This is a genomic window from Streptomyces sp. PKU-EA00015, from assembly GCF_013387495.1.
GTDB lineage: Bacteria > Actinomycetota > Actinomycetes > Streptomycetales > Streptomycetaceae > Streptomyces.
This window is the reverse complement of sequence record NZ_JABZEE010000032.1, coordinates 1-21137: the sequence shown is the minus strand read 5'-3', so window position 1 is coordinate 21137 and position 21137 is coordinate 1. Positions and strand designations below refer to the sequence as shown.

Genomic DNA, 21137 nt, shown 5'->3' with positions numbered 1-21137 from the left:
CGTGTCACCCGGTGCATGGGCCGCGCCGCCGGGGGTGGATCAGCCGTACCTCGACGTCCGACACGGACGGTGAACCGGTCGGCTCTAAATGACGCCCCGAGCCCGCCGGGTGGCTCGCGTCCCGGGGGGCGGCCGGGTGGGTCAGGGGATCAGTGGTCGTCCCAGTGGCCGTCGTGCTGGGCGTGCCGGTGTCCGTCGTGGACGTAGTCGACGTGGTCTCCGTGCACCACGGCGGGGTGCCCGCATCCGGCGCCGTGCTCATGGGTGTGGCTGCTGTGCGAGACGTGCTCGCCGGGCTCGCATTCGTCCCAGTGCCCGGAGTGCTTGCGGTGGAGATGGCCGTCGTGCGCGTAGTCGACGTGGTCACCGTGCGGGATCTCGGCGTGTCCGCAGGACGGTCCGTGCGTGTGCTCGTGGGCGGGGTGCTCCTGGTGGAGGACGGTCATGACACTCCCCTTGAAGTCCGGATTGTGGTGATCTGCACCCTCCAGGCTAGTGGCCGCTCCCCGACCGGTCCGGGCACCGGGCCGCGCCGCCGGCAGGCGACCGCCCCGGGCCGGCTGCGCCCGGCCCTGCGCGGCGGCGCCGGGGCGCCGGCAGCCTCAGGTCACGACCGCGACGGCGAACGCCGCGAGCGCCAGGACGCAGCCCACCGCCGCGACGGCGCCCCGCAACGACAGCGTCGGCGGCCGGGCCGCGTCCATCGCGCCGATGCGCCGGTGCGCCACGGCCAGGAAACCCAGCCACGCGGCCAGGCTCAGCCCGACCGCGGGCCACGCGTCCCCGCTCGCCTGCCGGGCGGCGAGCACCGCCACCACCGTGCAGGCCAGGGTGGTCCGACGCCACGCCAGGCGGGTCCGCTCGGGCTGCAGCCCGGGATCCCGCTCGGGCGCCGTCACACGTCGCCCCAGGACACGACGACCACCATGGCGACGGACACGACCGCGACCACCAGCGCCAGCAGCGCGGGGAAACGGGACACCGGCAGATCCTCACCACGGCGCATCGCCCGCTCGCAGCGGACCCAGTGGTTCACGGCGCGCACGGCGCACATGGCGCCCGCCCCGATCAGCGCGAGCGCGAGACCCGCCCGTACGCCCCAGCGCAGATCCGGCAGGAACTGGTCGACGGCGAAGCCGCCGCCGATGAGCGCGAGCGCCGTGCGGATCCACGCCAGGAACGTGCGCTCGTTGGCGAGCGAGAAGCGGTAGTCGGGGGTCTCGCCCTCCTCCCGGAGCCGCCGGGGCGCGAACCACAGGCGCAGGCTCTGTACGAAGTCGCTCACGCCGGGCACCCTACCCGCGCCGTCACACCGACCGGTGGGCCCTGAGCCGCTCCCACGCCGCGAGGCCGTCCGGTACCCACTCCCACTCGCGCAGGCGCTCCTCCAACTCGCTCACCGTGAGGAAGCCGTGCCAGGCGACCTCCTCGGCCTGCGGTTCCACCGGGAGCGTGCAGCACACCTCGTAGACGGAGGACCACCAGGTCTGCGCGGGATCGCCGGCGCCCTCGTACAGGAACGTGAACACCGGTACGGGGCGCGGCAGTCCGCTCACCCCGAGCTCCTCCTCGGCCTCGCGCAGGGCGGCGTCGTCGTACGTCTCGCCCGCGCCGACGACACCGCCGACGAACATGTCGTGCAGCGAGGGGAAGACGAGCTTGGTCGCGGTCCGCCGGTGTACGAAGACGCGTCTCTCCGCGTCGCGTACGAGGACGAACACGCACCGGTGGCGCAGCCCGCGCGCGTACGCCTCGCCGCGCGGTGCCTGCCCGATCACCCGGTCCTGTTCGTCGACGATGTCGAGGAGCTCGTCCGCGGAATTGCCTGCCGGAGTCATGGCAGCCATACAAGCATCACGCGAGGCCGCACCGGGCACCCGGTGCGGCCTCGCGGGTCCGTCAGCGGAACGTGGCCCGCACCGGGTCCCGGGCGGTCTCCACGCCCGGTTCCACGAGACGGACCACGCAACGGGCCGCCGGTGCGGTGTGCGGCATCAGCCCTGGCCCCACTTCTGCGCGCACGCCTTCAGATCGGCCTTGACCTGCTGGCCCCGGTCCACGACGACGGGCACGCGTTCCAGGACCTGCCCGTTCTTCTCGCATGTCAGGGTCCAGTTCTCGATCAGGCCGCCCGTCTGCTGCTCCGTGGCGTCGTACAGGGATGCGGTGAGCGTCCACGACGGCGTGACGGAGGCCCAGTTCTCCACCCGCAGCACATAAGTGCCCTGCTCCGGGTCCTGGAGCAGCACCCGTTCCTTCTCGCCGACCGAGCCGGCGGAGCTGCCGACCTGGGTGAGGCTGCCGTCGGCGTTCCTGCGCAGCACGTACAGATCGAGATCGTCCGGCGTCGGCCAGTCGAGCTTCACCTCGAGGACGTCGGCGGCCCGGTCGACGGTGAACTCCTGCTCCGTCCGCTGCGCCGGTGCGGTCGTGCCCGTGTAGGTCTGCCGCTTCAGCGGCTCGGAGGAGATCACCTGGATCTGGCGGGCCTTGACGACGGGCCGGGTGGAGGGGTTCACGTGCCAGGTGTACGCGCCGCCCCGGCCGACGGTCATGGTCGTGTCCAGGGTGTCCGAGACACTGCCCGACCAGGTGGGAGTGGCGAAGGTCTTGCGCAGCCGCAGGGTCGCGCCCGCGGGCGCCTTGCCGCCGATCACCGCGTGGGTCCGCGGGTCCACGGCGCTCTCCAGCGCGAGGAGGTACGCCTCACGGTTGCCCTTGCCGGCGAACTCGCCCGCGCCGAGGTACTCGTCGACGACCTCCGGGAACGGCGGGTGGAACTCGTCGGGGCCGATCTCGAACGTGTAGCCGTAGCCGCCGGTCGCGTTGTACGACCAGTCCTCGGTGGTGCCGGTGGTGTCGTACAGCTCCCAGCTGTGCTGGCTCGTGTAGCCGTTCTGGGCGGCCATCCGGTCGCCGAGCTCCGTCAGCGCGGCGTCGTCCGGCGGATCGCCGACGGGCCGCCCGTCGGGTCCGATCGTGTCGGGCGCGACCCCGCCGGGACTCAGCACCAGGTTGGAAAAGGTGTGGTTGGTGATCAGACCGGTCACCTGACGGCTGCTGATCAGCTCGCGGATGTTCTGGGTCTCCGGCTCCGAGAACGGCGCGGCGCCGCGGTACGTGGCCTGGACCGGCTCGGCGGCCGCTCCCGGACCGCCCCAGTACGCCCCGTAGTTGCGGTTGAGGTCGACGCCCGCGCCGAAGCCGCCGGGGCTGCTCGCGAGGGCGCACTCGTTCAGGAGCGGGGACAGCCCGTCGACGATCCGGCAGTTCTTGCGCTTGTACGCGTTCCCGGGAGTGGCCAAGATCGAGCCGGTGCCGCCCTCGTCGACGGGGCGCAGGTCGATCAACTGCCCGTCGTCGTAGGACTTCTGGAAGCCGTCGACGTTGACGACCGGCACGACGACGACCCGGGCCTTCCTCAGGAGCGCGGTGATGCGCGGGTCGCTGCCGTAGTTCTTCACCAGGTCGTGGGCGAACTCGATGGTGTGCTCGCCCGAGGGCCATTCGCGGGCGTGGTGCAGGCCGAGCATGAGGAAGACGGGGCGGCCGTCCTGCGCGGCGGTGACGTCGTGGGCGATCTCCACGCCGTGCACGGGCTTGCCCTCGAGGCTCCGGTGCCGCAGCGTGATCTTCTTGGCCAGGCCGGGGTGTGCTGTGGCGAGCCGGTCGAGATCGGCGTTGTAGTCGCTCAGGCTGCGGTAGCTGTCACGCCCCGACGGCAGGGGCGAGGCGGCGGTCGCGGCCGCGTAGGCGCGGTTGGCCGCGTTGATCTCGGACTCCCGCTGGACGAGGTCCGGGATGCGCGCCTGCCAGGTGAAGCCGGCGGCGCGCAGTGCGAGCGCGTCGCCGAGCCCGTGCAGGACGACCTCGCTGTGGCCGGGCGTCGCGTGCTCGATCAGGTCGAGCCCGAGCAAGGCCAGTCTGTTTCTGTCCGCTCGGGTGGGGGTGTCCACCGTCACGAGCTGCGGCCTGAACTCCTGGTCTTCCGCCGCCGCGGCGGAAGAAGCCGGGGCGAGGGGAAGCAGCGCGCCCGCAGCGGCGGCGATCAACGCGCAGGCGATCGCGGTGCGCCTGCGGGACCGTGGGAGGGAAACGACCACGTGAACTCCTTCTCAAAGGAGCTCTGTCCCGGCGGCCGGCTCGCCCTCGTGGGGCCGCGCGGCCTCGGCGGGACATCGCCCTGTCCGTGGTGGGGGGAGGCTGACCGGGAACGTAGCAGAGGCGATGGCATGTACACGAGAGGGCAGGAAGGGAATCGGAGGACCCTGCTCCGCCCGGTCCGGCGGCGCTCCCGCGCACACGGGCCCGGGCCGTGCGACGCCCGGTCGGCGGGGGGTGTGACGGAAGTCTGACGTATCGCCCGTTTCCCTGGCCCTCGCGCCGGTCACGTGCTCGAATCGAAGAGTGACCTCACACGACGGTGACGCGGAGCGCACCGAGCACACCGGCCCCGCCGGGCCGGCCGAGCGCGACGAGGGGACGGCCGGCACGCCCCTCGGCCGCCGGCTGGTGCTGGGCATGCTCGGCGTCGGAGCCGCCTCGGTCGCCGCCGCACCCCAACTCCAGCGCGCGCTCGAGTCGTTCCTCGGCTCCGCCGCCGACAAGGACCCCACCGGCCTCACCGGGCTGCTGCCCAACGGCGGCGGCTTCCGCTACTACTCGGTCGCCTCCTCCGTCCCGCGCCGGAACGGGACGAACTACCGCCTCACCGTCGACGGCCTCGTCGAACGCCCCGCCGCCTACACGCTCGCCGACCTGCGCGCCCTCCCGCAGACCCGGATCGTGCGCGACGTGCAGTGCGTGACCGGCTGGCGCGTGCCCGACACCCCGTTCGAAGGCGTGCGGCTGTCGCTGCTTCTGGACGCGGCCGGGATACGCCCCGAGGGCACGGCCGTCCGGTTCACGTGCTTCGACGGCACGTACAGCGAGAGCCTCACCCTCCCGCAGGCCCGTCGCGACGACGTCCTCGTCGCCCTGCGCATGCAGGACAAGCCGCTCAGTCACGCCCACGGCGGCCCCGCCCGGCTCTACGTCGCGCCCATGTACTTCTACAAGTCGGCGAAATGGCTCTCCGGGATCACCGTCACCTCCCGTGTACGGCCCGGCTACTGGGAGGAGCGCGGTTATGACGTCGACGCCTGGGTCGGCCGGTCCAACGGCCGCAGCGACACCCCCACCGTCTGAACCGCCCACCCGCGTGCGCCGGTTCAGCCGGGCCGAACGCTGGGTGCACCGCACCACCGCCGCCCTGATGCTCACCTGCGTCGCGACCGCCGCCGCCCTGTACGTACCGCAGATCGCCGAGCTCGTCGGCCGCCGCCATCTCGTGGTCACCGTCCACGAGTGGGCCGGCGTGCTGCTGCCGGTGCCGTTCCTGCTCGGCCTCGCGTCCCCGGCCTTCCGCGCCGACCTGCGCCGGCTCAACCGCTTCCGCCCGCACGACCGCACCTGGCTGCGTGCCGTACGCCGCCGGGACCACCGGCTCCCGTCCCGCCCGGCGGGGAAGTTCAACGCCGGGCAGAAGATCTACGCGGCCTGGATCGCGGGCGCGGCCCTGGTCATGCTCGGCACCGGACTGCTGATGTGGTTCACGGACCTCGCCCCGCTGGTGTGGCGCACCGGCGCGACGTTCGTGCACGACTGGCTGTCGCTGGCCATCGGCATCGTGCTGGCCGGGCACATCGGAATGGCGCTCGCCGACCCGGAGGCACGCCGTGGCATGCGCACCGGGTCGGTCGAGCGCCAGTGGGCCCGCGACCACCACTCCGAGTGGCTACAGGACGAGTGACAGCAGCAGCACGATGACGATGCCGACGACCGAGATGATGGTCTCCATCACCGACCAGGTCTTGATCGTCTGGCCGACGTTCATGCCGAAGTACTCCTTCACCAGCCAGAAGCCGGCGTCGTTCACGTGGCTGAAGAACAGCGAACCGGCGCCGATCGCGAGGACCAGCAGGGCCGCGTGGGAGGTCGACATGTCGGCAGCGAGCGGCGCGACCAGTCCGGCCGCGGAGATCGTCGCGACCGTCGCCGAACCGGTCGCCAGCCGGATCGCCACCGCGATCAGCCAGGCGAGCAGCAGCGTCGGGATGGCCCAGCCCTTGGAGAAGTCCAGGATCATCTGGCCGACACCGATGTCGATCAGCGTCTGCTTGAAGCCGCCGCCGGCGCCGACGATCAGCAGGACGCCCGCGATCGGGGCGAGCGACTTCTCGACCGTCGAGCCGATCCGCTCCTTGGTGAACCCTGCGGCGCGGCCCAGGGTGAAGATGCCCACCAGCACCGCGGCGAGCAGGGCGATCAGCGGCGAGCCGATGACGTCCGTGACGCGCTGGAGGCCGTTCTCGGGGTCGTCCACGATGATGTCGACGAGCGCCTTGGCCATCATCAGCACGACGGGCAGCAGCACCGTGGCGACGGTGGCGGCGAAGCTGGGCCGCTTGTCCAGGTCGTCGGAGGCGCGCTGCGGGATCATTTTCTCCGGCGCGGGGATGTCCACCCACCGGGCCGCGAACTTCGAGAACACCGGGCCCGCGATGATCACCGTCGGTATCGCGACGACCAGGCCGAGGGCGAGGGTCACACCCAGGTTGGCGCCGATGGCGTCGATCGCGACGAGCGGGCCGGGGTGCGGCGGGATCAGGCCGTGCATGACGGACAGGCCGGCGAGGGCCGGGATGCCGATCCGCATCAGCGAGTAGTTGCCGCGCTTGGCGACCATGAGCACGACCGGGATCAGCAGGACGATGCCGACCTCGAAGAACAGCGGGAGTCCGATGATCGAGGCGATCAGCACCATCGCCCACGGCATCGCGCGTCCGCCCGCCTTGGCCAGGATCGTGTCGACGATCTGGTCGGCGCCGCCCGAGTCGGCGAGCAGCTTGCCGAGTATCGCGCCCAGGGCGATGAGGACGCCGACGCCGGCGACAGTGCTGCCGAGGCCGGTGCTGAAGGAGGCGATGGCCTTGTCGAGCGGCGCCCCGGCGAACGCGCCGAGGGCGAGCGAACCGATGGTCAGGGCCAGGAACGCGTGCAGTTTGAACCTGGTGATCAGCAGGACGATGACGGCGATACCCGCCAGGACGGCGATACCCAGCTGAGCGTTACCCGCCGAGGTGATCGGCTCGACGGTGTCCGCTGCCAGCATCTCGACGCTGAGACTGGTCACGGTGATTCCTTGTCACGGAAGGGGAGGGGGACGGGGGTACGGGGACGGAGGTCAGGAAGGGAGTGCGCGCAGCGCGGCGACGGCCCGCTCGGTGATCTCCTCGGGGCTTCCGGACACGTCGACGGCGACACCCGCCTCGTCGTCACCCAGCGGCTGGAGGGTGGCGAACTGGGAGTCGAGGAGCGCGGTCGGCATGAAGTGCCCCTTGCGCTCCGTCATGCGCCTCTCGATGAGCGCGCGGTCGCCGGTGAGGTGGAGGAAGACGACTCCGGGCGCGGCGGCCCTGAGCCGGTCGCGGTACACGCGCTTGAGCGCCGAGCTGGAGACCACGCCGCCGTGTCCGGCCCGCTCATGGGCCCAGGCTCCGATGGCGTCCAGCCACGGCCGGCGGTCGTCGTCGTCCAGCGGGGTGCCGGCCGACATCTTGGTGATGTTGGCCGGAGGGTGGAAGTCGTCGCCCTCGGCGTACGGGACGCCCAGGGCGGCGGCGAGCAGGGGGCCGATCGTGGTCTTGCCCGTGCCTGCCACGCCCATCACCACAACGACGTGAGGGGTGCTCATTACGTGCCTCGCTGTCTTCTTCGACATCCGACATCCGTCCGTCGCGCTACTGAAACCCATTAGGTACGACTTATTCAAGAGCCTGAGACGTAAACGTCATACTTTTTGTTCCCGGGTCCCCTCGGCTCCCTCCCGTGGCCCACCCGTAGGCTTTGCCCATGACCACAGAAGGCCGAGGGCTTCACACGCAGGTGCTCGACACCCTCGGCCTGGCGATCACCGCGGGCGCATACCCCGCGGGCAGCGTCCTGCGCACCGACGAGGTCGCCCAGCGTTTCGACGTCTCGCGCACCGTCGTCCGGGAAGTGGTCCGGGTCCTGGAGTCCATGCGCCTCGTGGAGTCACGGCGCCGTGTCGGCGTGACCGTACGGCCCACCGAGGAGTGGAACGTCTACGACCCGCGCGTCATCCGCTGGCGCCTCGCCGGCGCCGACCGGCCGCGCCAGCTGCGCTCCCTGACCGTGCTGCGCTCCGCGATCGAACCGGTCGCGGCCTCCCTCGCCGCCGTCAACGCCACCCCGGAGCAGTGCGCCGCCCTCACCCAGGAGGCCATCGGCATGGTCGCCACCTCCCGGGGGCACCAGCTGGAGGGCTACCTCGAGCACGACATCGCCTTCCACCGGATCGTGCTCAACGCCTCGGGCAACGAGATGTTCGCCCGGCTCGGCGACGTCGTCGCGGAGGTCCTCGCGGGCCGGACCCACCACCACGTGATGTTCGACGACCCGGACCCGGCGGCCGTGACGCTCCATGTGCAGCTCGCCGAAGCCGTTCGCGAAGGCGATGCGGCGCGTGCGGAGAGGCTCACCCGGGAGATCGCTGCCGGAGCCCTGGAAGAGCTGGATGTCCTCGCGCCCTGAACCGCAGGGCATCCTTGCTTCACATTGGCGAAACCTCTGAAATACCTCAGATCTATGTCTGAGTGAGGTTGACCACTGCCAAAATCCCAGGGTTGCCCTGACTATGAGCCATCAGGCTCTTTGGGCACCCACGCCGTGCCGCGGCACACCGCACAGAGCCGCCGGCGCACAAGGCCGGGTACCGCACACCCCCTCACGAAGGCGAACACCTCAATGAGTGACCGCACCATGGCTGCGGCCGACACGCCTGTCGCCGCCGCGACGGGCGCCCCCCACGTAGACGCCGGTGACGCCGGGTACCGCAAGGACCTCAAGTCACGTCACATCAACATGATCGCCATCGGCGGCGCCATCGGTACGGGGCTCTTCCTCGGCGCCGGCGGCCGTATGGCCAACGCCGGTCCGTCCCTCTTCATCGCATACGCCGTGTGTGGCGTCTTCGCCTTCTTCGTCGTCCGCGCGCTCGGCGAGCTGGTGCTCTACCGGCCCTCCTCCGGCGCCTTCGTCTCCTACGCCCGTGAGTTCATGGGCGAGAAGGGCGCCTACACGGCCGGCTGGCTGTACTTCCTCAACTGGTCGACCACCGCGATCGCCGACATCACCGCCGCCGCGACCTACGCCCACTTCTGGGCCATGTTCAGCGACATCCCGCAGTGGGTCCTCGCCCTGATCGCCCTCGCCGTCGTCCTCACCGCCAACCTGATCTCGGTGAAGTACTTCGGCGAGATGGAGTTCTGGTTCGCGATCATCAAGGTCGCCGCGCTCGTCGTGTTCATGCTCGTCGGCATCTTCCTCGTCGTGACCTCGCACGACATCGGCGGCCACACGCCGGGCCTCGCCACCATCTCCGACAACGGCGGCATCTTCCCGAGCGGCGTCATGCCCATGCTGCTGCTGATCCAGGGTGTCGTCTTCGCCTACGCCTCCGTCGAGCTGTGCGGCGTCGCCGCGGGCGAGACCGAGAACCCCGAGAAGATCATGCCCAAGGCGATCAACTCGATCATGTGGCGTGTCGGTCTCTTCTACGTCGGCTCGGTCGTGCTGCTCGCCCTGCTGCTGCCGTACACCGCGTACTCCGGCGACGAGAGCCCCTTCGTCACCGTCTTCGACAAGCTCGGCATCCCGGGCGCGGCCGGCGTCATGAACCTCGTCGTCCTCACCGCGGCCCTGTCCAGCCTGAACTCCGGCCTGTACTCGACCGGCCGCATTCTGCGCTCGATGTCCATGTCCGGTTCCGCGCCGAAGTTCACCGGCGTCATGAACAAGGGCGGCGTGCCCTACGGCGGCATCCTGCTGACCGCCGCCTTCGGTGTCCTCGGTGTCGGCCTGAACTACGTCATGCCGGGCGACGCCTTCGAGCTCGTGCTGAACTTCGCCTCCATCGGCATCATCGGCACCTGGGCGATGATCATGGTCTGCTCGCTGCTGTTCTGGCACCGCTCCAAGGACGGCCGGGTCACCCGCCCCGGCTACCAGCTGCCCTGGGCCCCCTACACCCAGCTCGTCACGCTGTTCTTCCTCGCCTCCGTCCTCGTCCTGATGTGGATGGACGGCGGCATCGCCCGCACCACCGTCAACTGCCTGCCGCTGATCGCGGCCGCGCTGGTCGGCGGCTGGTACGTCGTCCGCAAGCGCGTCGGCCGCATCGAGGCCGAGCGCGAGGACGTCCGCGCCTGATCGCGGCGAAGGCCGGGCCCGCGGGACGTCCCGCGGGCCCGGCCTTCGCCGTACCTCAGCCGTGGTGGCCGCCGTGGCCCGCGCCGTGGTCGAACCTCAGCGCCTCCTTCGGCATGACCACGAACGGGCGCATCATCCCCATGTCTTCGTGCTCCAGCAGATGGCAGTGGTACATGAACCGCCCGTGTGCCCCGTCGAACCGGCCCATCACCTTCACCAGCTCCGCCTCCGCGACCTGGAAGACGTCCTTCCAGCCCTGCTCGTTCGCCGGTACCGAGAGCGTGCGGTCCGGGTCGGGCGCGACCGGCGTCCGCGTACCGCCGAGCTCCGGGTCGAAACCGTCCACCCGATACGCCTCCCGGCTCATGACCTGGAAGTCGGCGAGGTGGATGTGCATCGGGTGCGCGGGCGCGCCCAGGTTGAGGAACGACCACTGCTCGTACGAGCCCTCGCCGATCGTGAAGCCGAGCGCGTCGTTGAACGTCCGCGAGGTGCGCCGGTAGGTCCGCACCGTGCCGTCCGTGCTCCGGAGCTGGATCACCCCCTCCGCCGGCACCCGGACGCCGGCGTCCTTCACCTCCGTCATCTCCCAGATCTCCGGATGACCGCCGCCGCCGACGGTCTGTGGCGGCGTCAGCACGATCAGCCGGTGCCCGTGGTCGACCAGAGCGTGGTCGTACCGGCGGAACGACCCGGACAGCACCGGCGGCAGCACGAACGGATCCGGCTCGCACGTCTCCTGCACCCGGAACTCCATCACCTGCGGATACGGCACGCTGTCGGCCAGGTCCGGCACGCCCGCCGGCGCGTTGCGCCCCTTGTTCACCAACCGCACCCGGCGGCCGGCCAGCGCCCGGAAGTCGATCAGTAGATCGAACCGCTCAGCGGGGGCGATGGTCAGCGGCTGCCCGCCCGGGAAGTCCACCGGCACCGGCCGCGGCAGCAGCCCCCCGTCGCTGCCGATCTGCCGCACCACGCCGGGCACCGGACGGTCGTGCTCGTCCACCAGCACCAGGTTGTAGATCCGGGCGTTGGAGGCGTTCACCAGCCGGAAGCGGTACCAGGCGTCGTCCACGTCGAGGTGTGGCCAGATCGTCCCGTTGACCGTGGAGTACGGCCCCAGAAACGGCAGCGACACCGGCTTGCCTGTTTCCGGATGGCTCGAGATCAGCACCGAGGTCTTGTGCAGCAGGCGGCCGTTCAGCCGCCCGTCCTCGTCCGTGTCGAGGTTGCGGTCGGCGAGGATCAGCGGCATCTCACGCGCGCCGGACGGCAGCCCCAGCGCGTCCTCCTCGTCGTCGCGGACGAGGTACGTGCCCACCAGACCGGCATAGACGTTCCACCGGGTGATGTTCATGGCGTGGTCGTGGTACCACCACTGCGCCGCGTGATGGTCGTTCGGGTACTCCGCCAGTTGCGCGTCCCCGTAGGTGACGGCATTGTCAGCCCAGCCGTCGTTGCCGCCGCCGGTCTGTGCGCCGTGCAGATGCGTCACCGACCACGCGGGCAGGGCCGCCACGCGCTCGTCCGGCTTCACGCCCTCGCGCCCCGGACGGTTGTGGGGCAGCGGCTGTCCCGCGGGCGTCGGGCCGACCTCCACCGCAGTGACGGGGTACTCACTGCCCGGCGGGATGCGGTTGGTCCAGGCGACCCTGATCCGCTGCCCGCGACGCACGTCGATGGTGGGCCCCGGGACGCTGCCCTCGTATCCCCACATCAGCGTCGGAGGCAGCTGGGAGTGCATCCGCACCCAGGTGGGGCGCAGCGCGATCTCTATCTCCTGACGGACATCGGCCACGTCGGGCCGCAGCACCGGCGGAATCGTCAGCGGGTCGGCGTAGGGCGTCAGCGCGCCGGGCCGGCCGGGACGGCGCCCGACCTCCACCATCGCTTCGGCCGCGGCGGCGCACTCAATGATCTCGGTCAAGGTTTCTCCCCCGTACAGCACTTCTGTGCGGACCCCCTCCTGCACCCGGTAGGACTCTGCGCCTTCCTCCGTAGTTGCCGTATCCGTGTCCTCTGGCCGAAATTGCCCGCTTGGGCGGCGTCTTCGGCATACCGTGCGGGCCATCGCGGCGCGCCGCCGTGACAGGCAGTGGCGGTCAGGACGCCACGTCGAGGAAGGGCAGGTCCTGCGATGCCCCAGCAGGTGCAAGGTGTGATCGCACCCGGGAAGAACGAGCCGGTGCGGGTCGAGACGATCACCGTCCCCGACCCCGGGCCGGGCGAGGCGGTCGTGCGGGTGCAGGCGTGCGGCGTCTGCCACACCGACCTGCACTACAAGCAGGGCGGGATCAACGACGAGTTCCCGTTCCTGCTGGGCCACGAGGCGGCCGGAGTCGTGGAGTCCGTCGGCGACGGCGTCACCGACGTCGCGCCGGGCGACTTCGTGATCCTCAACTGGCGCGCCGTCTGCGGACGGTGTCGCGCCTGCCTGCGCGGCAGGCCCTGGTACTGCTTCGACACGCACAACGCCCGGCAGCGGATGACGCTCACCGCCTCCGGCACCGAACTGTCACCCGCCCTGGGCATCGGCGCCTTCGCCGAGAAGACCCTCGTCGCCGCGGGCCAGTGCACCAAGGTCGACCCCGCGGTCTCCCCGGCCGTCGCCGGACTGCTCGGCTGCGGGGTCATGGCGGGCATCGGCGCCGCCGTCAACACGGGCGGGGTGGGCCGCGGCGACACGGTCGCCGTCATCGGCTGCGGCGGCGTCGGCGACGCGGCCGTCGTCGGCGCGCACCTCGCCGGAGCGGCGAAGATCATCGCCGTCGACATCGACGACCGCAAGCTGGAGACCGCCCGCTCCATGGGCGCCACCCACACCGTCAACTCCCGCTCCGCGGATCCCGTCGAGGCGATCCGCGAACTCACCGGCGGCTTCGGCGCGGACGTCGTCATCGAGGCCGTCGGCCGCCCGGAGACGTACCGGCAGGCCTTCTACGCCCGCGATCTGGCCGGCACGGTCGTCCTCGTCGGCGTGCCCACCCCCGACATGAAACTCGAACTGCCCCTGCTCGACGTCTTCGGCCGCGGCGGAGCCCTCAAGTCGTCGTGGTACGGGGACTGCCTGCCCTCCCGCGACTTCCCGATGCTCATCGACCTCCACCAGCAGGGCCGCATCGACCTCGGCGCGTTCGTGACGGAGACCATCGGCATCGGCGATGTCGAGGCGGCCTTCGCCCGGATGCACGAGGGCGACGTGCTGCGCTCGGTCGTCCTCCTGTGATCACCGCCGATCGCCGCTGATCACCACGCCGCCAGCCGCAGCCGGCTCTCGAAACGGCACGCCTCACCCGTCACCGGATCGGTGAACTCCAGGACACGGGCCAGGAGCTGCAGCGGCCGGGTGTAGTCCTCGGGCCCCGGCTCCCGTACCTCCGGATAGACCGGGTCGTACAGGATCGGCAGCCCCAGGGCGTTCATGTGCACCCGCAGCTGGTGCGTTCGGCCGGTGGCCGGCAGCAGCCGGTACCGGCCGAGCGCGCCGCGTGCCTCCAGCAGCTCGATCCGGCTCTCGCTGTTCGGCTCGCCCGGCGTCTCCCGGGCCGCGATCACTCCGCGCTCCTTCTCGATCCGGCTGCGTACGGTACGGGGGAGGGCGACCGACGGGTCGTACGGCGCGATCGCCTCGTACTCCTTGCGCACCCGCCGGTCCCGGAACAGCGTCTGGTAGGCGCCCCGGTCCCCGGGCCGTACGACGAACAGCACCAGCCCCGCCGTCAGCCGGTCCAGCCGGTGCGCCGGTTGCAGCTCCGGCAGCCCCAGATCGCGGCGCAGCCGCGCCAGCGCGGTCTCGGTGATGTGGCTGCCGCGCGGGACGGTGGCGAGGAAGTGCGGCTTGTCGGCGATCACCAGGCGCTCGTCGCGGTGCACGATGCCCACCTCGAAGGGCACCCGCTCCTCGGCGGCGAAATCCCGGTGGAAGAACAGATACCGCCCCGCCTCGTACGGCTCACCGGCCGTGACCGGGCCGTCCGCCGAGACGATACGGCCCTCGTCGAGCATGGCGTCGACCTGCTCGGCCCCGATGGCGTTCGCGTACCGCTCCACGAGATGGTCCCGCACGGTGGCCCACAGGCCGTCCGGATCGGCCGGCAGCCGCAGCCGCACCGGGTCGATCCCGTCGCGCTGGGGGAGCGGCGACCGCGGGGCCCTGTGTCTGCGTCTCACGACGAGACTGTATGCCCACCGCGCCCAAGTCCCCGCCTCAGTGCTCCATTCCACCGCCGAGGTACATCACCGCGACGCCGATCATGACGAGCGCGACCCCGATCAGCGTCGCGGGTCTGACGGGTTCGTCGAAGAGCCAGACGCCGCCGAGGAACGCCCCGACCGTCCCGACCCCCGACCACACCGCGTACACAGGACCGACATTCAGGGTCTTGAGCGCCTGCGCCAGCATCACGAACGCCGCGCCGTATCCGACGACCACCAGCACGCTCGGACCCGGTCTGTTCAGCCCGTGCGAGGCGCGCAGCGCCAGAGTGGCCATCACCTCGGAGACGATCGCTCCCGCGACCAGCAGGAAACCCATCAGCACCTCCCCGGAAGACACGAAGATCCCCACGGCACGCCGTGGGGATCTCACTGGTGTCCGAGGGGGGACTTGAACCCCCACGCCCGATAAAGGGCACTAGCACCTCAAGCTAGCGCGTCTGCCATTCCGCCACCCGGACAAGGTGTCTGTCTCGCGGCCCTGGGCCGTTCCGACGTGGAAAACCATAGCAAACATTCGGCCCCCCTCGATCACACCCCCGGTTCCGTGAACCCCCCGTGACGTCCGGAGGCCGCCCTTGGGCAATGACCGGTATGGCGGGAGGATGAGGGCTGACCACCAGCAGCGACAGTGGGAGGAATCAGCGTGAGCGAGTCGAACACGGCCCGGGGCGTCTCGGGTGAGGACGAGGTCGTCGACCTCTGTCGCGAGCTGATCCGGATCGACACCAGCAACTACGGCGACCACTCGGGCCCCGGCGAGCGCGCCGCGGCCGAGTACGTCGCCGAGAAGCTCGCCGAGGTGGGGCTGGAACCGCAGATCTTCGAGTCGCACAAGGGCAGGGCCTCCACCGTGGCCCGCATCGAGGGCGAGGACCCGTCCCGGCCGGCGCTGCTCATCCACGGCCACACCGACGTCGTCCCGGCCAACGCCGCCGACTGGACGCACCACCCGTTCTCGGGCGAGATCGCGGACGGCTGCGTCTGGGGCCGCGGCGCGGTGGACATGAAGGACATGGACGCGATGACGCTGGCGGTCGTACGCGACAGGCTGCGCAGCGGTCGCAAGCCGCCGCGCGACGTCGTCCTGGCGTTCCTCGCCGACGAGGAGGCCGGCGGCACCTACGGCGCCCGCCACCTGGTCGACAACCACCCCGACCTCTTCGAGGGCGTCACCGAGGCGATCGGCGAAGTCGGCGGATTCTCCTTCACCGTGAACGAGAACCTGCGCCTCTACCTGGTCGAGACGGCGCAGAAGGGCATGCACTGGATGCGCCTGACCGTCGACGGCACGGCGGGCCACGGCTCGATGACCAACAACGACAACGCCATCACCGAGCTGTGCGAGGCCGTCGGCCGCCTCGGCCGCCACCAGTGGCCGGTCAGGGTGACCAAGACCGTCCGGTCCTTCCTCGACGAGCTGTCCGACGCGCTCGGCACCCCGCTCGACCCCGAGGACATGGACGCCACGCTCGCCAAGCTCGGTGGCATCGCCAAGATGGTCGGGGCGACCCTGCGCAACTCCGCCGCCCCCACCATGCTCGGCGCCGGCTACAAGGTGAACGTCATCCCCGGTCAGGCGACCGCGCACGTCGACGGGCGCTTCCTGCCGGGCTACGAGGAGGAGTTCCTCACGGACCTGGACCGGCTGCTCGGCCCCCGGGTCAGGCGCGAGGACGTCCACGGCGACAAGGCACTGGAGACCAGCTTCGACGGGGCACTCGTGGACGCCATGCAGGTGGCGCTCAAGGCCGAGGACCCGATCGCACGGGCCGTGCCGTACATGCTCTCCGGCGGGACGGACGCCAAGTCCTTCGACGACCTCGGTATCCGCTGCTTCGGCTTCGCGCCGCTGAAGCTTCCCCCGGAGCTGGACTTCGCGGGCATGTTCCATGGCGTGGACGAGCGGGTCCCGGTGGACGGCCTGAAGTTCGGGGTCCGCGTGCTCGACCGATTCCTCGACCAGTGCTGACACACCACTGCCGACCGAAAGAGCGCCGAAGCGATGGAACGACGCTCTCATAATCGCCCGAATGTGCGGCGGTGACCGGAAAGAGTGAATGGAGGTTTCGACTCGTAGCCCCCATGCGCCCTCCTCGTTACAGGTGATGCGGTCCGCGGCTGGGGCCGTATTGCCAACAAGGAGGAATAATGATCAAGAAGGTCGTCGCTGCTGCGGCTGCCACTGGCGGTCTGGTGCTCGCAGGCGCGGGCGTGGCCATGGCCGACTCCGCTGCCCAGGGCGCTGCCGCGCAGTCCCCCGGCGTGCTCTCGGGCAACGCTGTCCAGGTGCCGCTCCACGTGCCGGTGAACCTGTGCGGCAACACGGTCGACGCCATCGGGCTGCTGAACCCCACCTTCGGCAACGAATGCGCCAACCTCTGAGCGCTGTGACTCGACCCGGGAGGGCCCGGGTTTGATTCCGGGCGGCTCGGGAGTGCGTGCCCGCACTCCGGAGCCGCCCGGGTTCTTCCAGCTCCGGGAAGCACACCGGGGCATTCTGACAGCTGCTGGAAGGCAGGAAACATATGCGACAGGTCACGCGCAAAGGTCTGATCTCCGTAGCGGCCGCGAGTGGCGTACTCGCGCTCGGCGGGGGTTACGCACAGGCGGATTCGGTGGCGACCGGCGGAGCGTCGAATTCACCCGGCGTACTGTCCGGGAATTCACTCCAGGCGCCGGTGCACGTTCCGGTGAACGTCTGCGGGAACACCGTGGACGTCATCGGACTTCTCAACCCCGCCGTGGGCAACATGTGCGCCAACGGGTCCGGCGGCGACTCCGGTGCGGGCAGCCAGGCCGGCAGCGCGCAGGCGAGCGGCACAGCGAGCGACTCACCGGGCATCCTCTCGGGCAACCAGGTACAGGCGCCGGTCGCCGTGCCCGCCAACGTGTGCGGGAACAGCGTCACGATCATCGGCGCTCTCAACCCGTCGTCCGGGAACTGCGGGAACGGCTCCGAGGGCTCCACGCCCGCCGAGCCGGGCAACCCGCAGGAGCCCGCCGAGCCGGGCAACCCGCAGACGCCGGAGCAGCCGGGTAACCCCCAGACTCCGGAGCAGCCGGGTAACCCCCAGACTCCGGAGCAGCCGGGCACCCCGCAGACGCCGGAGCAGCCGGCCACGCCCGAGACGCCGGCGACGCCCAGCACGCCGTCGAACCCGCAGGAGCCGAACGCTCCCGGTGCGCGGGCCGTCACGGGCGCCCAGCTGGCCGAGACCGGTATGGACGCGCTCGACGTGCTCGCCCCGGCCGGTGTCGGACTGCTGCTCGCGGGCGCGGTCCTCTACCGGCGGGCCCGCGCGTCGGCCTGATCGGTCGGGCTGAGGCGGTACACGAAGGAGCGGGCCCGCAGGCCCGCTCCTTACGTCTGCGCCCGGCTCGTGTCTGCGCCCGTGGATCGGGCCCGGACCGTTGCCGGTGCGCTCACCAGGTGGCGCGCACCTGTCGGATGATGCGCCGGCGCAGCCGCACACGACGGCTGCCGTCCCGGTGCAGGGTCAGTCGGTCCAACTCCCAGTGTCCGTACTCGGCATGGTCGGTCAGCAGACGGGTCGCCTCCTTGCGGGAGACCCCGCGAGGGACGTACACGTCGACGAATTCGTATTCCGGCATCGCATCTATTGTGCGGGCAGCGGCCCGGTACGGATAGCGTCTGCCCTATGTCTGATGCTGCGCAGCCCACCGCTGCCGAGGTACGTGCCGCCGCCGAGGCGGTCAAAGCCGCACTGGACCGTCACCTCGCGGCGGTCGAGAACCGCACGGGTGAGGACGACCCGGCCGTCTACGACGCCTTCAACGCGCTCGCCACGGCGGCGGAGGCCTACGACGAGAGGCTCTACGACCGCTACGACGAGGTGACTCCCTTCGAGATTCCCGGCGCCGACGACTCGCTGCCGCCGTACGCCGGTCCCGAGGAGCCGAACGCTCTCACCGTGCTGATCCGCCGCGACTACGCGGTGGCGGAGCCGCAGCGGCTGCTCGCCCAGGCACAGCGCATCGCCGATCTCGATCCGGACGCGGCGGACCGGCCCACGAACGCGCCGGTCGTCGGCGCGAGCGTGCACGCGGCGCTCGGTGTGCTCTTCGGGGAGTACGAACCGGACGAAATCGCATCACGGCACAAGGAGTTCGGCTTGGAGGAGGGGGACTCCACGCTCTGGGTGTCCGCCGCGGACGAGCTGCCCGAACCGGGCGAGTGGCTGAGCCTCCCGTTCGACCAGGCGGACCCCGGGCGGGTCGTCTGCCGCTTCGACGTCAGCTCGGTCTTCGACGAGGAGGAACTGGTGGAGGATCTCGACCAGGAGGAGTGACGGCGGGCGCCGGGCGCCTCTCGGCGCTGTCCGGCCCGATGCCATGCCCTTGCCCCTGCGGCTCCGGCACGCTGCCGCGGCCCGGGACGACGCGATGCCGTCGTCCCGGGCCGCGGCCGTGCTAGGACTCGGGCCGGGCCGCCAGCAGGCCCTCCAGCAGCGAGCGCAGCCGGGTCGTACGCTCCGCGCCCGGCACCTCCGCCACGGCGCGGGCGAGGGCCTGGTCGACGCCGTGCACGACGGACAGATGACGCTCCGCGCGGCCGAACGCGGTGTACACCCACGGCCTGCTCAGCACCTGCGCCGCGTCCCCGGGCAGGACCACGACCACGGCCGGCCAGCGCATGCCCGCCGCCTGGTGCGCCGTGAGCGCCCAGCCGTGGCGGACCTCCGACTCGACCCGCTCCTTGGGGACGACCGTCCTGGCCCCCTCGCAGTCCAGACGCAGTCCCTGCGCGTCCGCCGAGACCACGGTTCCGGTCAGCGTCCGGCCGGGTGCCTGGGCGTAGGCGACACGGTCACCCGGGTCGAAGCCGCCGAACCGGCCGGGGCCCGGGTTCAGCCGCTGCTTGAGGGCCGCGTTGAGCGCACGGGTGCCCGCCGGGCCGCCGTGGCCGACAGTGATCACCTGCGTCCGGTCGGCCGGTACGCCGATGGCCCGCGGCACCGAGTCGGCGACGAGCTGCACCGTGCGGTGGATGGCCTCCCCGGCGTCACGCACCGGCACGATCACGATCTCCTTCTCCGGCGCCGGCACCTGGTTGAGCTCCCCGACGCCGATGCCGGACACCAGCTCGCCGAGCGGGCCGGGGTCGGGCGTGCGCGAGGCGATCTGCGGGCACACGCGCGCGGCGATGAGGTCGCCGAACACGCGGCCCGCTCCGGCCGACCCGAGCACACCGGGGTCGCCGCTCAGCACCAGGCGGCTTCCGTCGGGCATGGACTCGACGAGCATCGCTGCGGTCTCCACGTCCAGCTGCGGCGCGTCGAGGACGACCAGGACGTCGAGCGCCAGCGCGCCGTCCTCGTCCCGGCCCGGTCCGGCCGCGCCCGAGAGCAGAGCCGCGACCGTCACGGCGCCGGCCTCGGCACCGAGCCTGCGGCTGCCGTTCTCCCCGTGTGTGGCCACGACGGTGCGCAGGCCGAGCCCACGGGCCCTCGCCGCGAGGGCGACCGGCTCGGCGCGGGCGGCCTCGCCGCCGGTGTGCACGACGAGCCCGTGCGCGCCGGCGGCCCGGACCAGCTCGGGGCCCTCCCAGTCGTCGGACGGACCGGTCCTGACGAGCCGGGCGAGCCCGTCGGCCAGGCTCTCCTCGGCCATGGCGTAACGGTCGAGGCCCAGCAGGACGGTGACCGGCTCGGTGTCCTGCTCGTCCTCCACGCCCTCCTGAAAGACGAGGACGGCACCGTCGGCGACGGCTTGGTGGACGGCCTCGTCCGGATCGGGCACCTTGCGCTCGGCGAGTGCGGCGCGCACGGCGGAGGCGTCCTGGGCGGTGTGCCCCTGGAGCGCCGCCCGCTCCAGCAGCCAGGCCACGAGCGCCGAGGCGCGCCGCTCGTCACCGGGTCCGCACGCGTCACCGAGCAGCGCCCGCGCGAAGCCGTCCGCCTGCTCCGGCCCGACGCCGGGCACGGACAGCAGCTGCCAGGGGTCGTCGGCGAGCAGGTCCGCGGCGGATTCGCCGAGGGTCTCGGCGACCCGGACGGCCAGTGCCTCGGGCGCGCCGCCCCGCACGAGCACGGCCCGGACGGCGGCCAGGGTCTCGGGCGTGACCTCCGGCGCGCGCGCCGGCGCCCGGACGGGCGCGGAGGGTGCGGGCGCGGGGACCGGCGCGGGCCGCCGAGGCACGGGCGGCGCCGCGTCGAAGAACTCCGCCCCGGCGGCGTCGCCGCTCTCCACGGCCCGTACGGCGGCGAGCAGATCGGCGGCCTTCCCGCTGAGCTTGGCCCCGCTGTCAATGGGCCCGCCTCGCTCGGCCTTCCGCTTCTCGATCCGCGCCCGCATTTCCCGCTGCGCGGCAATCTCCGCCTCGACCTCGTCCTTGCCCTCGGCGGCGTCGCCTGCCGGGGGCGCGGCCTCGGGCCCATCGGCGTCGCCGCCCGTGGCGGGTGCCGCGCCCGCGGCCGACCCCTCCGCCGGGCCAGGGGCGTCGTCTTCGGCGGCTGAGGCACCGGTGCCGTGGCCGCCGTCCGCGGGGCTCGAGCCGTCGTCCCCGCCGGCCGTCGCTGTGCCCGGCTTGCTCGCGGACTGGCGAACGTCGTCCTCTTCGGCGCCGGTGCCGGCGGCTGCGTCGCTCACGTCGTGACCGCCGCCCGCCGGGTCCGAAGCATCGGCCC

At 71.6% G+C, this 21137-nt stretch carries 21 protein-coding genes and 1 tRNA gene; 9 read left to right on the top strand and 13 right to left on the bottom strand.

Going from position 1 to position 21137, the window contains the following annotated elements; translation table 11 throughout:
• Positions 1-149: 149 nt before the first annotated feature.
• From HW130_RS20255 to HW130_RS20235, 5 genes are all read right to left on the bottom strand, one after another.
• Positions 150-446, bottom strand: a complete 297-nt coding sequence (locus tag HW130_RS20255) for a hypothetical protein (protein WP_177151058.1) — start codon at positions 444-446, stop codon at positions 150-152.
• A 156-nt stretch (positions 447-602) separates the two neighbouring features.
• Positions 603-899: a DUF202 domain-containing protein gene (locus tag HW130_RS20250; protein WP_177151057.1), complete on the bottom strand. Its 297-nt coding sequence runs from the start codon at positions 897-899 to the stop codon at positions 603-605.
• Entirely contained in the window at positions 896-1285 is a 390-nt protein-coding gene (locus HW130_RS20245; RefSeq protein WP_177151056.1) for a DUF202 domain-containing protein, read from the bottom strand. Before HW130_RS20245 ends, HW130_RS20250 begins: the two co-directional genes overlap by 4 nt.
• A 22-nt stretch (positions 1286-1307) precedes the next feature.
• A complete protein-coding gene (locus HW130_RS20240; protein ID WP_177151149.1) occupies positions 1308-1838 on the bottom strand; it encodes an NUDIX hydrolase in 531 nt (176 codons plus the stop codon).
• Positions 1839-1994: 156 nt separating this feature from the next.
• A complete protein-coding gene (locus HW130_RS20235) occupies positions 1995-4103 on the bottom strand; it encodes a M14 family zinc carboxypeptidase (protein ID WP_177151055.1) in 2109 nt (702 codons plus the stop codon).
• A gap of 418 nt (positions 4104-4521) precedes the next feature.
• On the opposite strand from HW130_RS20235, the gene HW130_RS20230 reads away from it, so the two are divergent.
• Complete coding sequence (locus HW130_RS20230; RefSeq protein WP_177151148.1) at positions 4522-5187, top strand: molybdopterin-dependent oxidoreductase; 666 nt, start codon at positions 4522-4524, stop codon at positions 5185-5187.
• Positions 5129-5791 (top strand): cytochrome b/b6 domain-containing protein, encoded by a 663-nt coding sequence (locus HW130_RS20225; protein ID WP_177151054.1) that lies wholly within the window; start codon positions 5129-5131, stop codon positions 5789-5791. The genes HW130_RS20230 and HW130_RS20225 overlap by 59 nt, the downstream gene beginning before the upstream one ends.
• Here the strand turns inward: HW130_RS20225 and HW130_RS20220 are convergent.
• Both HW130_RS20220 and HW130_RS20215 read right to left on the bottom strand, forming a co-directional pair.
• Positions 5777-7174: a gluconate:H+ symporter gene (locus tag HW130_RS20220; RefSeq protein ID WP_177151053.1), complete on the bottom strand. Its 1398-nt coding sequence runs from the start codon at positions 7172-7174 to the stop codon at positions 5777-5779. The genes HW130_RS20225 and HW130_RS20220 overlap by 15 nt on opposite strands.
• 51 nt (positions 7175-7225) lie before the next feature.
• Positions 7226-7735: a gluconokinase gene (locus HW130_RS20215; RefSeq protein ID WP_177151052.1), complete on the bottom strand. Its 510-nt coding sequence runs from the start codon at positions 7733-7735 to the stop codon at positions 7226-7228.
• Between the two features lie 158 nt (positions 7736-7893).
• Between HW130_RS20215 and HW130_RS20210 the strand changes: the two genes are divergently transcribed.
• A complete protein-coding gene (locus HW130_RS20210) occupies positions 7894-8595 on the top strand; it encodes a FadR/GntR family transcriptional regulator (RefSeq protein WP_177151051.1) in 702 nt (233 codons plus the stop codon).
• 213 nt (positions 8596-8808) lie between these two features.
• Positions 8809-10272 carry an amino acid permease gene (locus HW130_RS20205; protein WP_177151050.1) on the top strand — a complete coding sequence of 488 codons (1464 nt, stop codon included), beginning with the start codon at positions 8809-8811 and terminating at the stop codon, positions 10270-10272.
• A gap of 55 nt (positions 10273-10327) precedes the next feature.
• On the opposite strand, the gene phsA is transcribed toward HW130_RS20205, so the two are convergent.
• A complete protein-coding gene (gene phsA / locus HW130_RS20200; RefSeq protein ID WP_177151147.1) occupies positions 10328-12160 on the bottom strand; it encodes an O-aminophenol oxidase PhsA in 1833 nt (610 codons plus the stop codon).
• 249 nt (positions 12161-12409) lie between these two features.
• Here phsA and HW130_RS20195 point away from each other — a divergent pair, with 249 nt between their 5' ends.
• Positions 12410-13498, top strand: coding sequence for an S-(hydroxymethyl)mycothiol dehydrogenase (locus HW130_RS20195; RefSeq protein ID WP_177151049.1), 1089 nt, complete (start codon positions 12410-12412; stop codon positions 13496-13498).
• 20 nt (positions 13499-13518) lie between these two features.
• Here the strand turns inward: HW130_RS20195 and HW130_RS20190 are convergent, their stop codons facing one another.
• The 3 genes from HW130_RS20190 to HW130_RS20180 form a co-directional block, all read right to left on the bottom strand.
• Positions 13519-14442: a pseudouridine synthase gene (locus tag HW130_RS20190; RefSeq protein WP_177151048.1), complete on the bottom strand. Its 924-nt coding sequence runs from the start codon at positions 14440-14442 to the stop codon at positions 13519-13521.
• A 37-nt stretch (positions 14443-14479) separates the two neighbouring features.
• Entirely contained in the window at positions 14480-14827 is a 348-nt protein-coding gene (locus HW130_RS20185) for a multidrug efflux SMR transporter (RefSeq protein WP_307716284.1), read from the bottom strand.
• 33 nt (positions 14828-14860) lie between these two features.
• Positions 14861-14948: transfer RNA gene (locus HW130_RS20180), tRNA-Leu, on the bottom strand.
• A gap of 185 nt (positions 14949-15133) precedes the next feature.
• On the opposite strand from HW130_RS20180, the gene HW130_RS20175 reads away from it, so the two are divergent.
• The 3 genes from HW130_RS20175 to HW130_RS20165 all read left to right on the top strand — a co-directional run bounded on the left by HW130_RS20175 (position 15134) and on the right by HW130_RS20165 (position 17801).
• A complete protein-coding gene (locus HW130_RS20175) occupies positions 15134-16459 on the top strand; it encodes a M20/M25/M40 family metallo-hydrolase (protein ID WP_177151047.1) in 1326 nt (441 codons plus the stop codon).
• 179 nt (positions 16460-16638) lie between these two features.
• Positions 16639-16872 (top strand): chaplin, encoded by a 234-nt coding sequence (locus HW130_RS20170; RefSeq protein WP_177151046.1) that lies wholly within the window; start codon positions 16639-16641, stop codon positions 16870-16872.
• A gap of 143 nt (positions 16873-17015) precedes the next feature.
• Complete coding sequence (locus HW130_RS20165; RefSeq protein WP_177151045.1) at positions 17016-17801, top strand: chaplin family protein; 786 nt, start codon at positions 17016-17018, stop codon at positions 17799-17801.
• Positions 17802-17913: 112 nt separating this feature from the next.
• Here HW130_RS20165 and HW130_RS20160 read toward each other — a convergent pair whose 3' ends face one another.
• Entirely contained in the window at positions 17914-18102 is a 189-nt protein-coding gene (locus tag HW130_RS20160; protein ID WP_100106356.1) for a DUF5703 family protein, read from the bottom strand.
• 47 nt (positions 18103-18149) lie between these two features.
• Between HW130_RS20160 and HW130_RS20155 the strand changes: the two genes are divergently transcribed.
• Positions 18150-18800, top strand: a complete 651-nt coding sequence (locus HW130_RS20155) for a hypothetical protein (RefSeq protein WP_177151044.1) — start codon at positions 18150-18152, stop codon at positions 18798-18800.
• A 121-nt stretch (positions 18801-18921) separates the two neighbouring features.
• Here HW130_RS20155 and HW130_RS20150 read toward each other — a convergent pair.
• Positions 18922-21137, bottom strand: a 2216-nt coding sequence (locus HW130_RS20150; protein WP_256356206.1) for a helix-hairpin-helix domain-containing protein, incomplete at its 5' end; no start/stop codon positions are given.